The 14,819-nt window shown below is 37.1% G+C and carries 16 protein-coding genes, 1 tRNA gene, 1 other RNA gene and 1 other annotated feature; of the genes, 4 read left to right on the top strand and 14 right to left on the bottom strand.

The window, feature by feature from the left end; all coding sequences use genetic code 11:
• Positions 1-211: 211 nt before the first annotated feature.
• From MKO96_RS28745 to tadA, 7 genes are all read right to left on the bottom strand, one after another.
• A complete protein-coding gene (locus tag MKO96_RS28745) occupies positions 212-481 on the bottom strand; it encodes a pro-sigmaK processing inhibitor BofA family protein (protein WP_001089260.1) in 270 nt (89 codons plus the stop codon).
• 215 nt (positions 482-696) lie between these two features.
• Complete coding sequence (locus MKO96_RS28750; RefSeq protein WP_000466020.1) at positions 697-918, bottom strand: YaaL family protein; 222 nt, start codon at positions 916-918, stop codon at positions 697-699.
• A gap of 14 nt (positions 919-932) precedes the next feature.
• A complete protein-coding gene (gene recR, locus MKO96_RS28755; protein WP_240589305.1) occupies positions 933-1,529 on the bottom strand; it encodes a recombination protein RecR in 597 nt (198 codons plus the stop codon).
• Between the two features lie 14 nt (positions 1,530-1,543).
• Positions 1,544-1,870, bottom strand: a complete 327-nt coding sequence (locus MKO96_RS28760; protein WP_170771173.1) for a YbaB/EbfC family nucleoid-associated protein — start codon at positions 1,868-1,870, stop codon at positions 1,544-1,546.
• Positions 1,871-1,895: 25 nt separating this feature from the next.
• Positions 1,896-3,584 carry a DNA polymerase III subunit gamma/tau gene (dnaX, locus tag MKO96_RS28765; RefSeq protein WP_240589306.1) on the bottom strand — a complete coding sequence of 563 codons (1,689 nt, stop codon included), beginning with the start codon at positions 3,582-3,584 and terminating at the stop codon, positions 1,896-1,898.
• Between the two features lie 132 nt (positions 3,585-3,716).
• An RNA gene (gene ffs / locus MKO96_RS28770) (signal recognition particle sRNA large type) lies at positions 3,717-3,981 on the bottom strand.
• Between the two features lie 80 nt (positions 3,982-4,061).
• Positions 4,062-4,562 carry a tRNA adenosine(34) deaminase TadA gene (gene tadA / locus MKO96_RS28775; RefSeq protein ID WP_240589307.1) on the bottom strand — a complete coding sequence of 167 codons (501 nt, stop codon included), beginning with the start codon at positions 4,560-4,562 and terminating at the stop codon, positions 4,062-4,064.
• A gap of 107 nt (positions 4,563-4,669) precedes the next feature.
• Here tadA and MKO96_RS28780 point away from each other — a divergent pair, with 107 nt between their 5' ends.
• The 3 genes from MKO96_RS28780 (at position 4,670) to MKO96_RS28790 (ending at position 6,641) form a co-directional block, all read left to right on the top strand.
• Entirely contained in the window at positions 4,670-5,209 is a 540-nt protein-coding gene (locus MKO96_RS28780; protein ID WP_240589308.1) for a cysteine hydrolase family protein, read from the top strand.
• Between the two features lie 125 nt (positions 5,210-5,334).
• Positions 5,335-5,970 carry a deoxynucleoside kinase gene (locus tag MKO96_RS28785; RefSeq protein ID WP_087979089.1) on the top strand — a complete coding sequence of 212 codons (636 nt, stop codon included), beginning with the start codon at positions 5,335-5,337 and terminating at the stop codon, positions 5,968-5,970.
• Positions 5,971-5,972: 2 nt separating this feature from the next.
• Complete coding sequence (locus MKO96_RS28790) at positions 5,973-6,641, top strand: deoxynucleoside kinase (RefSeq protein ID WP_001053583.1); 669 nt, start codon at positions 5,973-5,975, stop codon at positions 6,639-6,641.
• Between the two features lie 35 nt (positions 6,642-6,676).
• On the opposite strand, the gene MKO96_RS28795 is transcribed toward MKO96_RS28790, so the two are convergent.
• The 7 genes from MKO96_RS28795 to guaB all read right to left on the bottom strand — a co-directional run bounded on the left by MKO96_RS28795 (position 6,677) and on the right by guaB (position 13,627).
• Entirely contained in the window at positions 6,677-7,069 is a 393-nt protein-coding gene (locus tag MKO96_RS28795; protein WP_140386630.1) for a sigma factor-like helix-turn-helix DNA-binding protein, read from the bottom strand.
• A 166-nt stretch (positions 7,070-7,235) separates the two neighbouring features.
• Positions 7,236-7,328, bottom strand: a tRNA-Ser gene (locus MKO96_RS28800).
• Positions 7,329-7,482: 154 nt separating this feature from the next.
• Entirely contained in the window at positions 7,483-8,757 is a 1,275-nt protein-coding gene (serS, locus tag MKO96_RS28805) for a serine--tRNA ligase (protein WP_000884182.1), read from the bottom strand.
• A 51-nt stretch (positions 8,758-8,808) separates the two neighbouring features.
• Positions 8,809-9,030, bottom strand: a binding site (T-box leader).
• 54 nt (positions 9,031-9,084) lie between these two features.
• The gene (pdxT, locus tag MKO96_RS28810) at positions 9,085-9,675 is read right to left on the bottom strand and encodes a pyridoxal 5'-phosphate synthase glutaminase subunit PdxT (protein ID WP_000238773.1); all 591 of its coding nucleotides are present in this window, start codon (positions 9,673-9,675) and stop codon (positions 9,085-9,087) included.
• Positions 9,676-9,693: 18 nt separating this feature from the next.
• Complete coding sequence (gene pdxS / locus MKO96_RS28815; protein ID WP_000186157.1) at positions 9,694-10,581, bottom strand: pyridoxal 5'-phosphate synthase lyase subunit PdxS; 888 nt, start codon at positions 10,579-10,581, stop codon at positions 9,694-9,696.
• Between the two features lie 161 nt (positions 10,582-10,742).
• Complete coding sequence (gene dacA, locus MKO96_RS28820) at positions 10,743-12,050, bottom strand: D-alanyl-D-alanine carboxypeptidase DacA (RefSeq protein ID WP_140386629.1); 1,308 nt, start codon at positions 12,048-12,050, stop codon at positions 10,743-10,745.
• A 113-nt stretch (positions 12,051-12,163) separates the two neighbouring features.
• Positions 12,164-13,627: an IMP dehydrogenase gene (guaB, locus tag MKO96_RS28825; RefSeq protein WP_063261967.1), complete on the bottom strand. Its 1,464-nt coding sequence runs from the start codon at positions 13,625-13,627 to the stop codon at positions 12,164-12,166.
• 115 nt (positions 13,628-13,742) lie between these two features.
• Between guaB and MKO96_RS28830 the strand changes: the two genes are divergently transcribed.
• The gene (locus MKO96_RS28830; RefSeq protein WP_240589309.1) at positions 13,743-14,744 is read left to right on the top strand and encodes a YaaC family protein; all 1,002 of its coding nucleotides are present in this window, start codon (positions 13,743-13,745) and stop codon (positions 14,742-14,744) included.
• The last annotated feature ends 75 nt before the right edge of the window (positions 14,745-14,819 follow it).

The following is a 14,819-nucleotide window of genomic DNA, read 5'->3' on the forward strand; positions in this document are numbered from 1 at the left end:
TGTCTAGCATCTAAAAATAAAAATTGACGTTTCACGTTGTTTGTTTCGTTTAGTTTTCAAAGTTCAACATCGCGTTTCAGCGACTTTTATAATTTAACATTTTGAGTTAAATCTGTCAACAACTTTTTTCTTTCGTTCCTGACGACGCTTATTAATTTACCATATTAATCATTTGTTCGTCAACACTTTTTAAAAAAATGCCAAAATAATTTTATCTTGGCATGATATAAAGCTTAATAACCACTAATGCAGCAACACCAGGTAGACCTAATAGACTTGTGATTGTTGCTGTACCCAAGTTAATTGGAATATGAAAATCAAAATATGTTCCTACAACGTTTACGATAAAGAGTAATGCTATCCCTAAAGTAACATGAAAGAGCGCTTTTCCTATAAAACGTAACGGTTTAGAAGAGACTCCAAAAACAAGAAAAATAAAAACTAGAGCAAGAATACCAACAATAATAATTGTAGAATTCATTTTTTCCTCCTTGTGAATGACCTATACACATTTATTTGTATGGGACAAGGCGATAAAAAAGAACATTTATCATACTACTCCAGTCGCTTCATCTCATTAACTTTTATTCGACGACACTTTCTTCATATAAAACAATTCCCCACTCTTTCGAAACGAAGTAACCACGCAATGTTTAACGAATAAAATAAAAGGTTCTGCTTTTTCAGCAGAACCTTTTACCATTGTTCCATTTTTACAGGACGACGTTTTGCTTCTTTTAACAAGAAGAAATATTTCGCCTCTGCTATTTTCAAAGAACAAAGTACATCTTGAGATGGTTCCACACTTTGTTCAACCATTCTCTTCTGACGTAACCATTCATTCTTCACTTTTTCTAATAGTACAATTAGCTTATCATCATACTCTTTACGCAATTTACCCTTTTTTTGAAAGAACATTTTTGTTTCTCCTCTTATACTTCTCTACGACCTTCTAACGCTTTCGACAGTGTCACTTCATCTGCATATTCTAAATCTCCACCAACTGGCAGACCATGTGCAATACGAGTTACTTTAATACCTGTCGGCTTTAAGAGGCGGGATATATACATCGCTGTAGCTTCCCCTTCAATATTAGGGTTTGTTGCTAGTATCACTTCTTGTACCGTTTCATCATGCAGTCGCTTTAAAAGTTGTGGGATATTAATGTCTTCCGGTCCAATTCCCTCCATTGGAGAAATCGCACCACGTAACACGTGATATACACCTTGATACTCTTTCATCTTTTCCATTGCGATTACATCTTTCGGTTCCTGCACAACACAAATAATCGACTGATCTCGATGCGAATCATTACAAATATAACAAGGATCGCGGTCAGTAATATGTCCGCATACAGAACAATACGCTAAATCTCGCTTCGCATTCACAAGTGCTTTTGCAAAACCTAACACATCATCTTCTTTCATATCTAATACGAAAAATGCCAAGCGAACCGCTGTTTTCGGTCCGATCCCTGGCAACTTCATAAAACTATCAATTAATTTCGATATCGGTTCTGGATAATGCATATATCAGTATCCTCCTAGAACATTCCACCTGGTAAGTTCAAACCTTTTGTAAATTTACCCATTGTAGAGTTTGAAAGTTCATCAGCTTTTTTAAGTGCATCATTCGTTGCAGCTAACACTAAGTCTTGTAACATTTCGATATCTTCTGGATCTACAACTTCTTCTTTAACTTTCACTTCAAGAATTTGCTTATGACCATTTGCAATAACTGTGACCATACCGCCGCCAGCCGTACCTTCAACTGTTTTTTCGCCAAGTTCTTCTTGCGCTTTTGCCATATCTTTTTGCATCTTTTGCATTTGTTTCATCATATTATTCATATTTCCCATTCCGCCACGCATCATAATTAATTCCTCCTAATTATTATTACTCTTTTATTTCAATAAGTTCTTGTCCTACTAATTTTACTGCCTCTTCTATAAGAGGATCTTCTTTTTTCTCTGGGCTTTCTTCAGAATTCTCGCCTTCACGCTGTAAAAAATCTTCACGGATTTTACCCCATTCGCTTTTTGGAATGGCAATCATATTTAATCTTTTACTTAACAGTTCAAATAAGGCTTGTTCCACTGTATCCATAGCCTCTCGGTTTTCGCTTGCCATTTTACAGTGAATCTCATATTGAAACGCTAAAACGTAAGTATCATCCGAAGCTGCTACCGGTTCGCTATTTTCTAATAAAACAGCAAACGCTACTTTGTTGTATGCTTTGAGTCTCCCTAACAACTCACCCCACACAGCTTTTAATTGTTCTAAATCCTGACGCTTTGCTTGCTTTAACACTTCATTTACGCGTCCAACAGGAATTTTCATACTCCCTGTCCGCACTGGCTTTGGTGTTGCACGTGTCTCTCTGACTTCCTGCTGCACACCAGCCGGCACACCATTCTTTTTGACTTGTTCTAACTCTTTCTCCAATTGCTGCATCCTGTTCATAATTGCTTGTAAACGATCTGCACCGTTAGCTTGCATCATAAACTGTTGACACAGTTGTACCATAACAACTTCTAAGAAAATTCGCGGATGATTTGTCCACTTCATTTCCTGTTGTCCCTTACTAAGAGTATGAATGATTTCATAGATTACTTCCGGTTGCATTTCTTCACTTAACATCCGGAATTGCTCATCTACCATTACTCGTTCCAACATATGTTCCAGTTGTGGTGAAGTTTGATATAAAAGCATATCGCGATAATAGTAAATGAAATCCTCCATAAAACGAACTGGATCTTTCCCCTTACCCATCATCTCATCTATGATACGTAATGCTCTTGATACATCATTTTCACGTATACATTCTACTAAGTTACCTAAGTATTGCTGGGAAACAGAACCTGTCACAGCTAATACATCTTCTGTCGTAACTGTCTCATCACTATAAGATATTGCCTGATCAATAAGACTAAGCGCATCACGCATACCACCTTCAGCGGCACGTGCAACAATTTGTAACGCCTCATCTTCTACTTGCGTACCTTCATTCGTCACAACCGTCGATAATCTCTCAACAATATCATTTACTGATATTTTTCCAAATTCAAAACGCTGGCAACGTGAAATGATTGTAGGCGGAATCTTATGCGGTTCTGTTGTCGCCAAAATAAAGATAACGTGTCCTGGCGGCTCTTCTAACGTTTTTAAAAGCGCATTGAAGGCACCCATAGAAAGCATGTGGACTTCATCAATAATGTATACTTTATATTCTACAGCACTTGGAGCATATTTTACTTTATCTCTAATATCTCGAATTTCATCTACACCGTTATTTGAAGCCGCATCAATTTCTAATACATCTGAAATAGATCCTTGTGTAATCCCCAAACAAGAAGGACATTCATTACAAGGTTCAGCTACCGGAGCATGTTCACAGTTGATTGCTTTTGCAAATACTTTTGCAATTGTCGTTTTTCCTGTTCCCCTCGGCCCAGAAAATAAATAAGCATGTGAAACTTTCTCTTGAAGAAGGGCATTTTGCAACGTTTTTGTCACGTGCTTTTGACCAACTACATCTTCAAATTTTTGCGGTCTCCATGTTCGGTATAACGCTTGGTATGACACGAAAATACGGCCTCCCTCAAAGGTTATTATCTCATTTATTATAACCCATTCTGTTTATAGATTCCAAAAGTTATTTTCTATACAAAAAACCCACCTTAGTATTAAGGTGAGTTTTGTATACATATATAACTGCCGTGCACCTTCTGTCGATTACGTACCATAAGCGTTACTCAAGCAGTTAGCTCGGTTCAGGCACTCCTGCGGCACACGAGAAGACCCGCTTATTGCTGCTTCCTTCCGGACCTGACAAGGTTCACGGGGTCCCGTTGCGCAGGACCCAAACGTCAACACCACTTACTTAAGGCAGACCTTACAGCAGCATAACCTCGAGAAGGGATTCGGCCTCGCTAGAGCGGATTGCGAGTATAGGGCACCGCTACCTCCCCGCTTAGCACGGCAAAGTTAAAACCAATATTCGGTTGCCTTCATTAAAAGGCATTATCAGTATAACTTGTTTTTTTATAAAATGCAAATACGTTAATTCTCGTTACTTTTCTCTAATTTTTTTATTGCTTTTCTTTTTTTACGAAGCTCTCTAAAAAAGTTTGTTAACAAAGTACCGCATTCTTCTTCTAACACACCAGCAACTACCTCGCATTGATGATTAAAACGTTCATCCGTTAAAAGATTCATCAACGTCCCTGCACATCCACCTTTCGGATCACTTGCACCATATACAACTCGCTTCACTCGTGATAAAACAATTCCACCCGCACACATCGGACAAGGCTCTAATGTTACATATAACGTCGCATCTTCTAAACGCCATGTCCCTAATTTTTTGCACGCCTCATCAATAGCTAATAACTCAGCGTGAGCTATTGATCTTTGTTCAGTTTCTCTTAAATTATGAGCAACACTAATTACTTCACCATCTAACACTATAACTGCACCAATCGGTACTTCTTGTATTGCCTCTGCTTTTTTAGCCCCTTCTATTGCTAACTGCATAAAATAAATATCTTGATCGTGTTCCATACCATAGTCCTTTCATCACAAATAAAATACACTTATTTCCATTCACTGCACATGGGATAACTTTTACAAATTCAATCCACCCTAATAAAAAAGAGAGGGGATTACATATGAAGAATACTGCCTTACTCATTATCGATATGATTAATGATTTTCAATTTTCACACGGGCCCATCTTAGCCAAAAAATGCGAAATTATAACAAACCCCATTTTACAATTAAAGAACACAATGAAATCCTTTGGCTACCCCATAATTTATGTTAATGACCATTATCAACTTTGGAGATCTGATATTGACCAACTAATTACTCATTGTACAAATGAATATAGTGAAAATATCATTCATAAGATTGCTCCAAATTCTGATGATTACATTTTTATTAAACCACATTACTCTGCTTTTTATGAAACACCTTTAAATTCTTTATTAGGCTATTTAAAAATAGAAAATCTAATATTAACAGGAGTCGCCGGGAATATATGTATCCTCTTTACAGCTAACGACGCTCATATGAGAAATTATACACTGTATGTACCACAGGACTGTATTGCCTCTAATCATGATCAGGATAATCTGCATGCTTTAAAAATAATGGAATCCACATTAAAAGCAAATATAGTACCGTCATCTCAAATAAAAATTAATTAATACATATATCTATTTTCTAACTTTTTATATCAAATTAACCCGCTCGCTTCCCTCTTGTGCTACAATAATTCTGTTTTGTGTTTTTAGTAGTCACGGTAAATCACTGATTGAAAGGAGGAAACAGCGTGACCGGAGTACCTTTTATCACGGTTGAAGGACCAATTGGTGTTGGAAAAACCTCACTTGCGAAGGCAATTTCAACTCACATGCAACTCCACTTACTAAAAGAGATTGTTGATGAAAATCCTTTTTTAGGAAAATTCTATGAAGACATCGACGAATGGAGTTTTCAAACAGAGATGTTCTTTCTTTGTAATAGATACAAACAATTAGAAGATATTAACATAAAGTATTTGAATCAAAGGAAGCCAGTAGTAGCGGATTATCATATATTTAAAAATTTAATTTTCGCATCCCGTACATTAAAGAATTCTCAATACGACAAGTACATGCAAATCTATCGTATCCTTACACAAGATATGCCTGTACCAAACGTTATCGTTTATTTAACAGCTAGCTTGGAAACATTACAAACACGAATTGCGATGCGCGGAAGAGAATTCGAAAAAAATATGGATCCAAATTACTTACTACAGCTCACAAAAGATTACGAAACAGCAATGGATACTTTCAAAAAGGATCATCCAGATATCCCAGTATTGAAATTTAACGGAGACGATATGGATTTTGTAAAAAATCCTGATGATTTAAACGTCATCATATCCGCCCTTCAAAATACTCTCTTAAAGGAGTCGAAATAACAATGAATTTAAGACAAAAATATGATATACCAAATGACGCAGTAATCACTATTGCTGGAACAGTAGGTGTCGGAAAATCAACTATGACAACTGCATTAGCTAACGCTTTAGGTTATCGCACATCATTTGAAAAGGTAGATTCGAACCCGTATTTGGACAAGTTCTATGCTGATTTCACACGCTGGAGCTTCCACTTGCAAGTGTACTTTTTAGCAGAACGATTTAAAGAACAAAAAAGAATTTTTGAATACGGTGGCGGTTTCGTTCAAGATCGCTCTATCTATGAAGACACTGGAATTTTTGCAAAGATGCATCATGAAAAAGGTACAATGACGGAAACTGATTATGAAACATACAAAGGTTTATTTGACGCTATGGTCATGACTCCTTACTTCCCTCATCCTGATTTATTAATTTACTTAGAAGGTTCTTTCGATGATATTGTTGATCGTATCCAAGAACGCGGACGTCCGATGGAACAACAAACACCAATTGAGTATTGGAAAGAGATGCATGGCCGTTACGAAAACTGGATTAATAACTTTAATGCATGCCCTGTTTTACGATTAAACATTAATGAATACGATATTTTAAAAGACGGTGATTCAATTGAACCAATCATTAAAAAAATTGGCCATTTTTTAAAACAAACACGTAAACTTGTAAAATAAAAAACCCGTGCATACGCACGGGTTTTTCTATTAAATTACTTCTTTTTTGTCGGAGCAATAATTTCACTCTCAGGTTTTCCAGCGTTAATACGCTGACGAACAGTACTTGTACTAATATCGTATGTTTCAGCAATCTCTTTAACAGTCATTTCTTTCCCGTTAATCACTGCTGTTAATACTTTACCTGTACGTTTTGGAGCTGCTTCTTTCTTTACAGCTTCTTTTTCAACTTTTTTTGGCGCCTCTACTTTTGTCGCAGTTTGCTTTACATCACAAGTGCAACCACAAAGTTTACGGAATGTATCATCGCTTATAATGCGTGACACATTTGCACCACTGTTTAAAATTCTATTGTTCTTACAGACAGGACATTGTACATAATATAAAGTTTTTCCATCTAAAGGAAACGTTTGTATAATAAGATCCATGTTGACTCCTTTCATATCTATGAAGATACTCATCGGAATATGAGTGTGTAATAAGGAGAAAATCGCCCTACACCATACTTTATGATTGGTTTTAAAATAAAAACTCGTTACGTGTTGGTAACGAGTTCTCCAATCTCCACTTATATGCGCTGTTGTCAATTATATCTGGAGGAGGTAGAGGGATTCGAACCCCCGCGCGACTCTCGCCGCCTGTCGGTTTTCAAGACCGATCCCTTCAGCCAGACTTGGGTATACCTCCATATTGACATCAAATATAATATCAAAAGAAAAACAGTTAGTCAACCCTACTAAAATAAATTATGAGGAAAGGGGAAATTTACCTTTCCCCTCCTACATTTCAGCACTGACAATGCTCATAATTACCAATCACTCATACCGATGAATGTTTAAATTTACTTAATAACTGCTTTTCCTCCCATATAAGGGCGAAGAACTTCTGGAATTATAATTGTACCATCTTCTTGTTGGTAGTTCTCTAAAATAGCTGCAACCGTACGACCAATTGCAAGACCAGATCCATTTAATGTATGAACATGTTCTGGTTTTCCGTTTGGCTCACGACGGAAACGGATATTTGCACGTCTCGCTTGGAAAGCCTCAAAATTACTACAAGAAGAAATTTCACGATATGTGCCATAGCTTGGAATCCATACTTCGATATCGTATTTCTTCGCTGCTGTAAACCCTAAATCGCCTGTGCACATGCTCATAACGCGATATGGCAACTCTAATAATTGTAACACGCGTTCTGCATCATTTGTTAGTTTTTCTAACTCTTCATAAGAATCTTCTGGTTTTACGAACTTTACAAGCTCTACTTTATTGAACTGATGCTGACGAATTAAGCCACGTGTATCACGACCAGCTGAACCCGCTTCAGAACGGAAACAAGAGCTAAATGCAGCATATCGTATAGGCAATTGATCTTTATTTAAGATTTCATCACGATGCATGTTCGTTACAGGTACTTCAGCTGTTGGAATTAAGAAGTAATCTTCACTTTCAATACGGAATGCATCTTCTTCAAATTTCGGAAGTTGTCCTGTTCCTGTCATACTTGCACGGTTTACCATATACGGAGGTAATACTTCTTCGTATCCATGCTCGTCAGTATGAAGATCAAGCATAAAGCTAATTAAAGCACGCTCTAATCTCGCGCCAGCACCTTTATAAAACACGAAGCGGCTTCCCGTTACTTTCCCAGCACGCTCAAAATCTAAAATCCCTAAATCTGTAGCAAGATCCCAATGTGGTTTTGGTTCATAAGCAAATTCTTTCACTTCTCCCCAAGTACGTGCTACTACATTATCATCTTCTGTTTCACCAACTGGAGCAGATTCATGAGGAATATTTGGAATAGATAACATTAATCTTTCTAAATCTTCTTCAACTGTACGAAGTTCATTATCAAGATCTTTTACTTTTTCTCCAACTTCACGCATTTCTAGAATTAGAGCTTCTGCATCTTTCTTTTCACGCTTCAATACAGAGATTTGTTGAGATACTTCATTACGTTTACTTTTTAGTTCCTCTGTTTGAACAAGTAATTCTCTTCTTCTCGTATCCAGCTCTTCAAAGCGACCAAAATCAGTTAAATCTTCGCCTCTATGCTGCAACTTTGCTTTTACTTCTTCAAAATTTGTACGTAAAAATTTAATATCAAGCATTATATACTCCTCCTTTTATTTTATAAAACACAAAAAACTCCCGTCCCTATATAAAGGGACGGGAGTTAACCCGCGTTGCCACCCTAGTTGAAAGCATTACCGCTTTCCTCTCAAGTAGAAATAACGGCTCTTCACCGGGAATGTTTACTAATCATAAAGATATTCCACATTCCATTCCAGGATGGATTCACAAACTGTTTCTATCGATTTCCACCAACCATCGACTCTCTATAAGAAACGGCATTTGTTACTACTTCCTATCAACACGCTTATTTTATAAAATTGTTACCATCAATTTACTATAATCTTATACAAGTTGCAAGTTACTTAGACAACTTTTTTCATTTTCGCTTCTTTTACCATTTCTACAAAGTATGCTGTGACACGATGATCATCCGTTAATTCCGGATGGAATGAAGCAGCTAAAAACTGATTTTGTTTTACTGCTACCATTCGGTCACCATGTGTAGAAAGTACTTCAACATCATCAGCTACATTTACAACATACGGAGCACGGATAAATACACCAATAAATTCTTCTCCTACACCTTTAATTGAAAGTGCGACTTCAAAGCTATCTTTTTGGCGTCCGAACGCATTGCGTTCTACTGTAATATCCATAGCACCAATATGTGCTTCTTCATAGCCAATAAGTGTTTTTGCAAGAAGAATCATACCTGCACATGTACCAAACATTGGTTTACCAGACTTCGCGAATGTACGAAGTGGTTCCATGAAAGCATACTTATCAATAAGACGGCGCATTGTTGTACTTTCACCGCCTGGTAAAATAAGACCATCAATCTCTTCAAGTTGCTCTATACGCTTTACAACAACAGCTTCTGCACCACTTGCTTCAACTGATTTTATATGCTCACGAACTGCACCTTGAAGACCTAGCACACCGATTTTCACCATTTTAAAGTTCTCCTTCAATTACCATCCACGCTCTTGCATGCGTTGTTCTGGTAATAACGTTGAAATTTCGATACCTTTCATTGCATTACCTAATCCTTTAGAAAGGCTTGCAATTAGTTCGTAATCCTCATAATGAGTCGTCGCTTCAACGATTGCGCGTGCAAATTTCTCTGGATTTTCTGATTTGAAGATACCAGATCCTACGAATACACCATCCGCACCAAGTTGCATCATTAACGCTGCATCTGCTGGTGTTGCTACACCACCTGCTGCGAAGTTTACAACTGGCAAACGACCAAGGCGTTTAATTTCAAGTAGTACTTCATAAGGAGCACCAGTATTTTTTGCATATGTCATTAACTCATCTTCACGTAGACTTGCAACTTGACGGATTTCTGCATTGACTTGGCGCATATGACGCACTGCCTCTACAATGTTTCCTGTTCCTGGTTCACCTTTTGTACGAAGCATAGATGCACCTTCTGCAATACGACGCGCAGCTTCTCCGATATCACGGCAACCACATACAAACGGAACTGTGTAATCACGTTTATTTAAATGGTATACTTCATCAGCAGGAGTTAATACTTCACTCTCATCGATATAGTCTACCCCTAATGATTCTAATACACGTGCTTCTACAAGATGACCGATACGGCATTTTGCCATAACCGGAATTGAAACAGCACCCATAACTTCTTCAACGATTGTTGGGTCTGCCATACGAGAAACGCCACCTGCTGCACGAATATCTGCTGGTACACGCTCTAGTGCCATAACAGCAACTGCGCCTGCCTCTTCTGCAATTTTTGCTTGTTCAGCGTTAATTACGTCCATAATAACGCCGCCTTTTTGCATTTCTGCCATTCCACGTTTTACACGTTCTGTCCCTGTTACATTTGTCATGTTACAAAAACCCCCCTAGGTGAATTGCTTTTCCCCGTTAAAGGCGAAAATTAAGAATACTCTTACATTCTACCACTAACTATCAGATGCTTGTCTACTACTTTTTCATAAAGTCGGTATGAAAAATAGGAATAAGAAAAAGCCCCTACAATGAGGAGCTTTTAAAACCAACCTTTTACTGTATCAACAGCACTATTCCATATACTACCAAAGAAAGAACCTATTCCGCGCATAGAGCGAGTAAACCAATTCGCTTCCTCTACTGCAGACGTTGTTACAAGATCTATTTGTAATGACTTACCAGATAAAAATCCAGGGTCATTCGCATCTTTTGGTGTGATTACCATTTGGCCAAGTGCAGCTCCCTTTTTAATAGGTGCTTCTTGTCCCTTGTTTGCTTCTTTTAATTCTGTTTTATAAACATCTTTACTTCCTTTTGGCACTGGAAGTGAAACAGCTTGTTTTGTTTGAACTGCTACATCTTTATCTTTAGCATTTTCTACTCGTACTGTTTCTTGTCCTTTTACTGAAGAATCTTTTTTATACATTTGCTTCATTTCAAAGTTAGCAAATCCATAATCATATAGCTTCTTTGTTTCATCAAAACGTGCTGTATGAGAACTCGTTTTAATAACTACAGAAATAAAACGCATACCGTTTCTTTCAACCGTACCAGTGAAGCAATCCCCTGCTTCTGGAGTCGAGCCTGTTTTCAGGCCATCTACGCCATCATATTGTTTCACTAAGCCCTTTAACATCCAGTTCCAGTTTGACATTGCAAATTTCTCTTTTTCTGGACGGAATTCTTTTTTCGGGATTTTTGCTGTATCTAACACTTTTGGATAATCTTTAATTAAATGTTGTGCTAAAGTTGCAACATCCTTTGCAGACATTTTATTTTCTTCATCCGCTGTTGTTCCTTCAGGATGCATTCCCTTTAAATCTTTATTCGTTAAACCTGTAGAATTGACAAATTTATAATTTTTCAACCCTAGTTCTTTTGATTTATCATTCATCATTTTTACGAAGTCTACTTCTTTACCTGCAATTGCTTCTGCTAATGCAATTGTTGCACCATTTGCAGAAAAGATTGCCATTGCTTCATATAACTCTTTTACTGTATAAGTGCCACCATTTTCTAATGCAACATTTGATAAAGAAGCATCTTGTGAAACTTTATACGCATATTCAGAAACCTTAACTTTTTGATCCCACTTAAGTTTTCCTTTATCCACTGCTTCATGAACTAAATACTCACTCATCATCTTTGTCATACTAGCAATTGATAATAATTCATCTGCATTCTTTTGATATAAAATTTTCCCAGAATTCGCTTCAACTAAAATTGCTGCACCTGCTTCAATGTTTAAAGCAGCTCCTGTTTCTGCTGATGCATTGCTATATGGTAACAACATACTACAAGCTAGTGTAAGCATTGTTACTAAAGCAACGAATCTTTTGCAAAACATACCTTTCACTTTTGCTACCCCCAATATCTATGTACTCACATAACCGTTATTCTAACATAATCAAAAAAAAATAGACAGAGATATCAAATCTCCGTCTATTTGTATATAAGACATTATAATGAGTAGTTTGGAGCCTCTTTTGTAATTTGTACGTGATGAGGGTGGCTTTCACGTAAACCAGCACCTGACATACGAATGAATTGTGCATTCTCACGTAAGAACTCTAAATTCTGCGCTCCGCAATATCCCATACCGGCACGTAATCCACCAACTAATTGATGAACTGTATCTGCTAAAGGTCCTTTATATGGTACTCGACCTTCAATACCTTCTGGAACAAGTTTTTTATTTCCTTCTTGGAAGTAACGGTCTTTACTTCCTTTTTCCATCGCTCCGACAGAACCCATACCACGATATACTTTAAATTGACGACCTTGGTAAATTTCAGTTTCTCCAGGGCTTTCAGCAACACCAGCAAACATACTACCTAGCATAACAACGTGTGCTCCTGCTGCTAAAGCTTTTACCATGTCACCAGAGTACTTAACGCCACCATCAGCAATAACTGGAATACCGTGTTTACGAGCTTCTGTTGCACAATCATAAACTGCTGTTAATTGTGGTACACCCACGCCAGCTACAACGCGTGTCGTACAAATAGAGCCTGGCCCAATACCAACTTTAACTACGTTTGCACCTGCTTCAATTAATGCTTTCGTTGCTTCAGCAGTAGCAACATTTCCAGCGATAATATTTAGTGCTGGATATTTCGCACGAACTTCTTTTACTTTATCAATAACACCTTGAGAATGTCCATGAGCTGTATCAAGTACGATTGCATCTACGCTAGCTTTTACTAATGCGTCGATACGAAGCATAGCATCAGCCGTTACACCAACCGCTGCTCCAACTAATAAGCGTCCTTGCTTATCCTTCGCAGAATTTGGGAATTCAATTACTTTTTCGATATCTTTTATTGTAATAAGCCCTTGTAATACACCGTTGTTATCAACGAGAGGGAGTTTTTCAATCTTGTACTTTTGTAGGATCTTTTCAGCTTCTTCCAGCGTTGTACCAACTGGAGCTGTAATTAGCTTTTCTTTTGTCATTACGTCGGAAATTTTGATTGAGTAGTCTTGGATAAAACGCATATCACGGTTTGTAATAATACCAACTAATTTTCGCTCGTCTAAATTATTTACAACCGGTACACCTGAGATACGGTATTTTCCCATAAGATGCTCTGCATCATATACTTGATGTTCTGGAGTTAAAAAGAAAGGATCTGAAATAACGCCACTTTCAGAACGTTTTACTTTATCAACTTGCTCCGCTTGTTGTTCAATAGACATGTTTTTATGAATAATTCCTAAACCGCCTTGACGAGCCATTGCAATAGCCATATCAGCTTCTGTTACTGTATCCATTCCTGCACTAATTAACGGGATATTTAACTGTAAGCTTTCAGATAAAACTGTTTTAACACTTACTTCTCTTGGTAGTACATCTGACTTTGCTGGTACAAGTAATACGTCATCAAAAGTCAAACCTTCTTTAACAAATTTAGATTCCCACATAATTGTTCCCCCCATGATACCAGAAATTATTATTAGTAGCTTATCAATTGGTTAAAATACTGTCAAGGACGTATATATATGTTAGAATTTTTAGACAATAAAAGGAGCGTAATATATGCATCAAACACATTGTACTTGGCAGCAATTAAGTTTCTTCTTTTCATCTCAAAATGTACAACGTTATCTTGCCCGTTGCTATGAAAAATCCTCCATACAAGATGCCGAAAAAAAAAGTTTTGAAAATTGTTATCCCTTTATTTATTACTTAGAACACGGGAAAAACTATTATGAATTATATAAGGTAGCCCCCTTTTCGATTCAGCCAATGTTATTGTTTTATGGAATAAGCCAACTTTTTAAAGCCTGCTTACTAACTATTGATCCTAACTATCCAGAATCCACTACTGTTTTAGCTCATGGTGTTACGACTCGTAAACGAAAAAAACAGGGGTATCAATTTTTAGAAGATGAGGTGAAGGTGCAAAAAAATGGATTATTTACTCATATTGCAGAACAGCTGTTTCACATGAAACACTTAGAAGCAGAGAAGTTTAACATGCTAGATCTAATGGGAAATATTCCTGAATTACAAAATTTATTTCGCTATAGTCAAAGAGGGGCCACTTTATATAAAATCGATTCAACAAATACAAATGAACTTTCCTTTTCGGTCAACATACTAGATCGACTCCATATGACTACAGAAAGATTTTCACGTTACATTGAATCAACGTGTAAGCATTTATCCATACAACATGTTCCCGGGAAAACGAGCGGATCGAATTTGCTTTTTACAGCCCCTATCCAATCGTGGAATCCTATATATAGTACGCCCTTATACTACGAATATCTTGCTGATACTTATTACTTACCAATTACAACTGACCCGAGAAATCCTAAACCAGTATTACCTGAACTTCTTGTTCATTATTTATTGCTCTACAATTTAAGTATGATTTCTAGATACGAAACAGATTGGTGGTATGATTTACTTGGGAGTTATGGCTCTGAAGATTACCCATTTATTTATCAATTTCTTACTATTTCTGCTCAAAAAATCCCTTACTATATTTCGTCTTTTTTACTAGCAGAACCGACCCTATTTCATGGGAAATAAAAAAACACAAGTCAAAAGACTTGTGTTTTTAATTGCTTGGCGACGTCCTACTCTCACAGGGACAAGGTCCCAACT

The sequence above is a fragment of the Bacillus sp. ES1-5 genome, from assembly GCF_022487605.1.
GTDB lineage: Bacteria > Bacillota > Bacilli > Bacillales > Bacillaceae_G > Bacillus_A > Bacillus_A wiedmannii.

What these genes read in the sequence shown, in the direction of transcription:
- dacA (WP_140386629.1), bottom strand. Translation starts at nt 12,050, where the DNA reads ATGTTTTGCAAAAGATTCGTTGCTTTAGTAACAATGCTTACACTAGCT.
- pdxT (WP_000238773.1), bottom strand. Translation starts at nt 9,675, where the DNA reads ATGGTGAAAATCGGTGTGCTAGGTCTTCAAGGTGCAGTTCGTGAGCAT.
- MKO96_RS28795 (WP_140386630.1), bottom strand. Translation starts at nt 7,069, where the DNA reads ATGGATCTTATTATACAAACGTTTCCTTTAGATGGAAAAACTTTATAT.
- tadA (WP_240589307.1), bottom strand. Translation starts at nt 4,562, where the DNA reads ATGGAACACGATCAAGATATTTATTTTATGCAGTTAGCAATAGAAGGG.
- MKO96_RS28750 (WP_000466020.1), bottom strand. Translation starts at nt 918, where the DNA reads ATGTTCTTTCAAAAAAAGGGTAAATTGCGTAAAGAGTATGATGATAAG.
- MKO96_RS28745 (WP_001089260.1), bottom strand. Translation starts at nt 481, where the DNA reads ATGAATTCTACAATTATTATTGTTGGTATTCTTGCTCTAGTTTTTATT.
- recR (WP_240589305.1), bottom strand. Translation starts at nt 1,529, where the DNA reads ATGCATTATCCAGAACCGATATCGAAATTAATTGATAGTTTTATGAAG.
- MKO96_RS28790 (WP_001053583.1), top strand. Translation starts at nt 5,973, where the DNA reads ATGAATTTAAGACAAAAATATGATATACCAAATGACGCAGTAATCACT.
- MKO96_RS28780 (WP_240589308.1), top strand. Translation starts at nt 4,670, where the DNA reads ATGAAGAATACTGCCTTACTCATTATCGATATGATTAATGATTTTCAA.
- MKO96_RS28830 (WP_240589309.1), top strand. Translation starts at nt 13,743, where the DNA reads ATGCATCAAACACATTGTACTTGGCAGCAATTAAGTTTCTTCTTTTCA.
- pdxS (WP_000186157.1), bottom strand. Translation starts at nt 10,581, where the DNA reads ATGACAAATGTAACAGGGACAGAACGTGTAAAACGTGGAATGGCAGAA.
- guaB (WP_063261967.1), bottom strand. Translation starts at nt 13,627, where the DNA reads ATGTGGGAATCTAAATTTGTTAAAGAAGGTTTGACTTTTGATGACGTA.
- MKO96_RS28760 (WP_170771173.1), bottom strand. Translation starts at nt 1,870, where the DNA reads ATGCGTGGCGGAATGGGAAATATGAATAATATGATGAAACAAATGCAA.
- serS (WP_000884182.1), bottom strand. Translation starts at nt 8,757, where the DNA reads ATGCTTGATATTAAATTTTTACGTACAAATTTTGAAGAAGTAAAAGCA.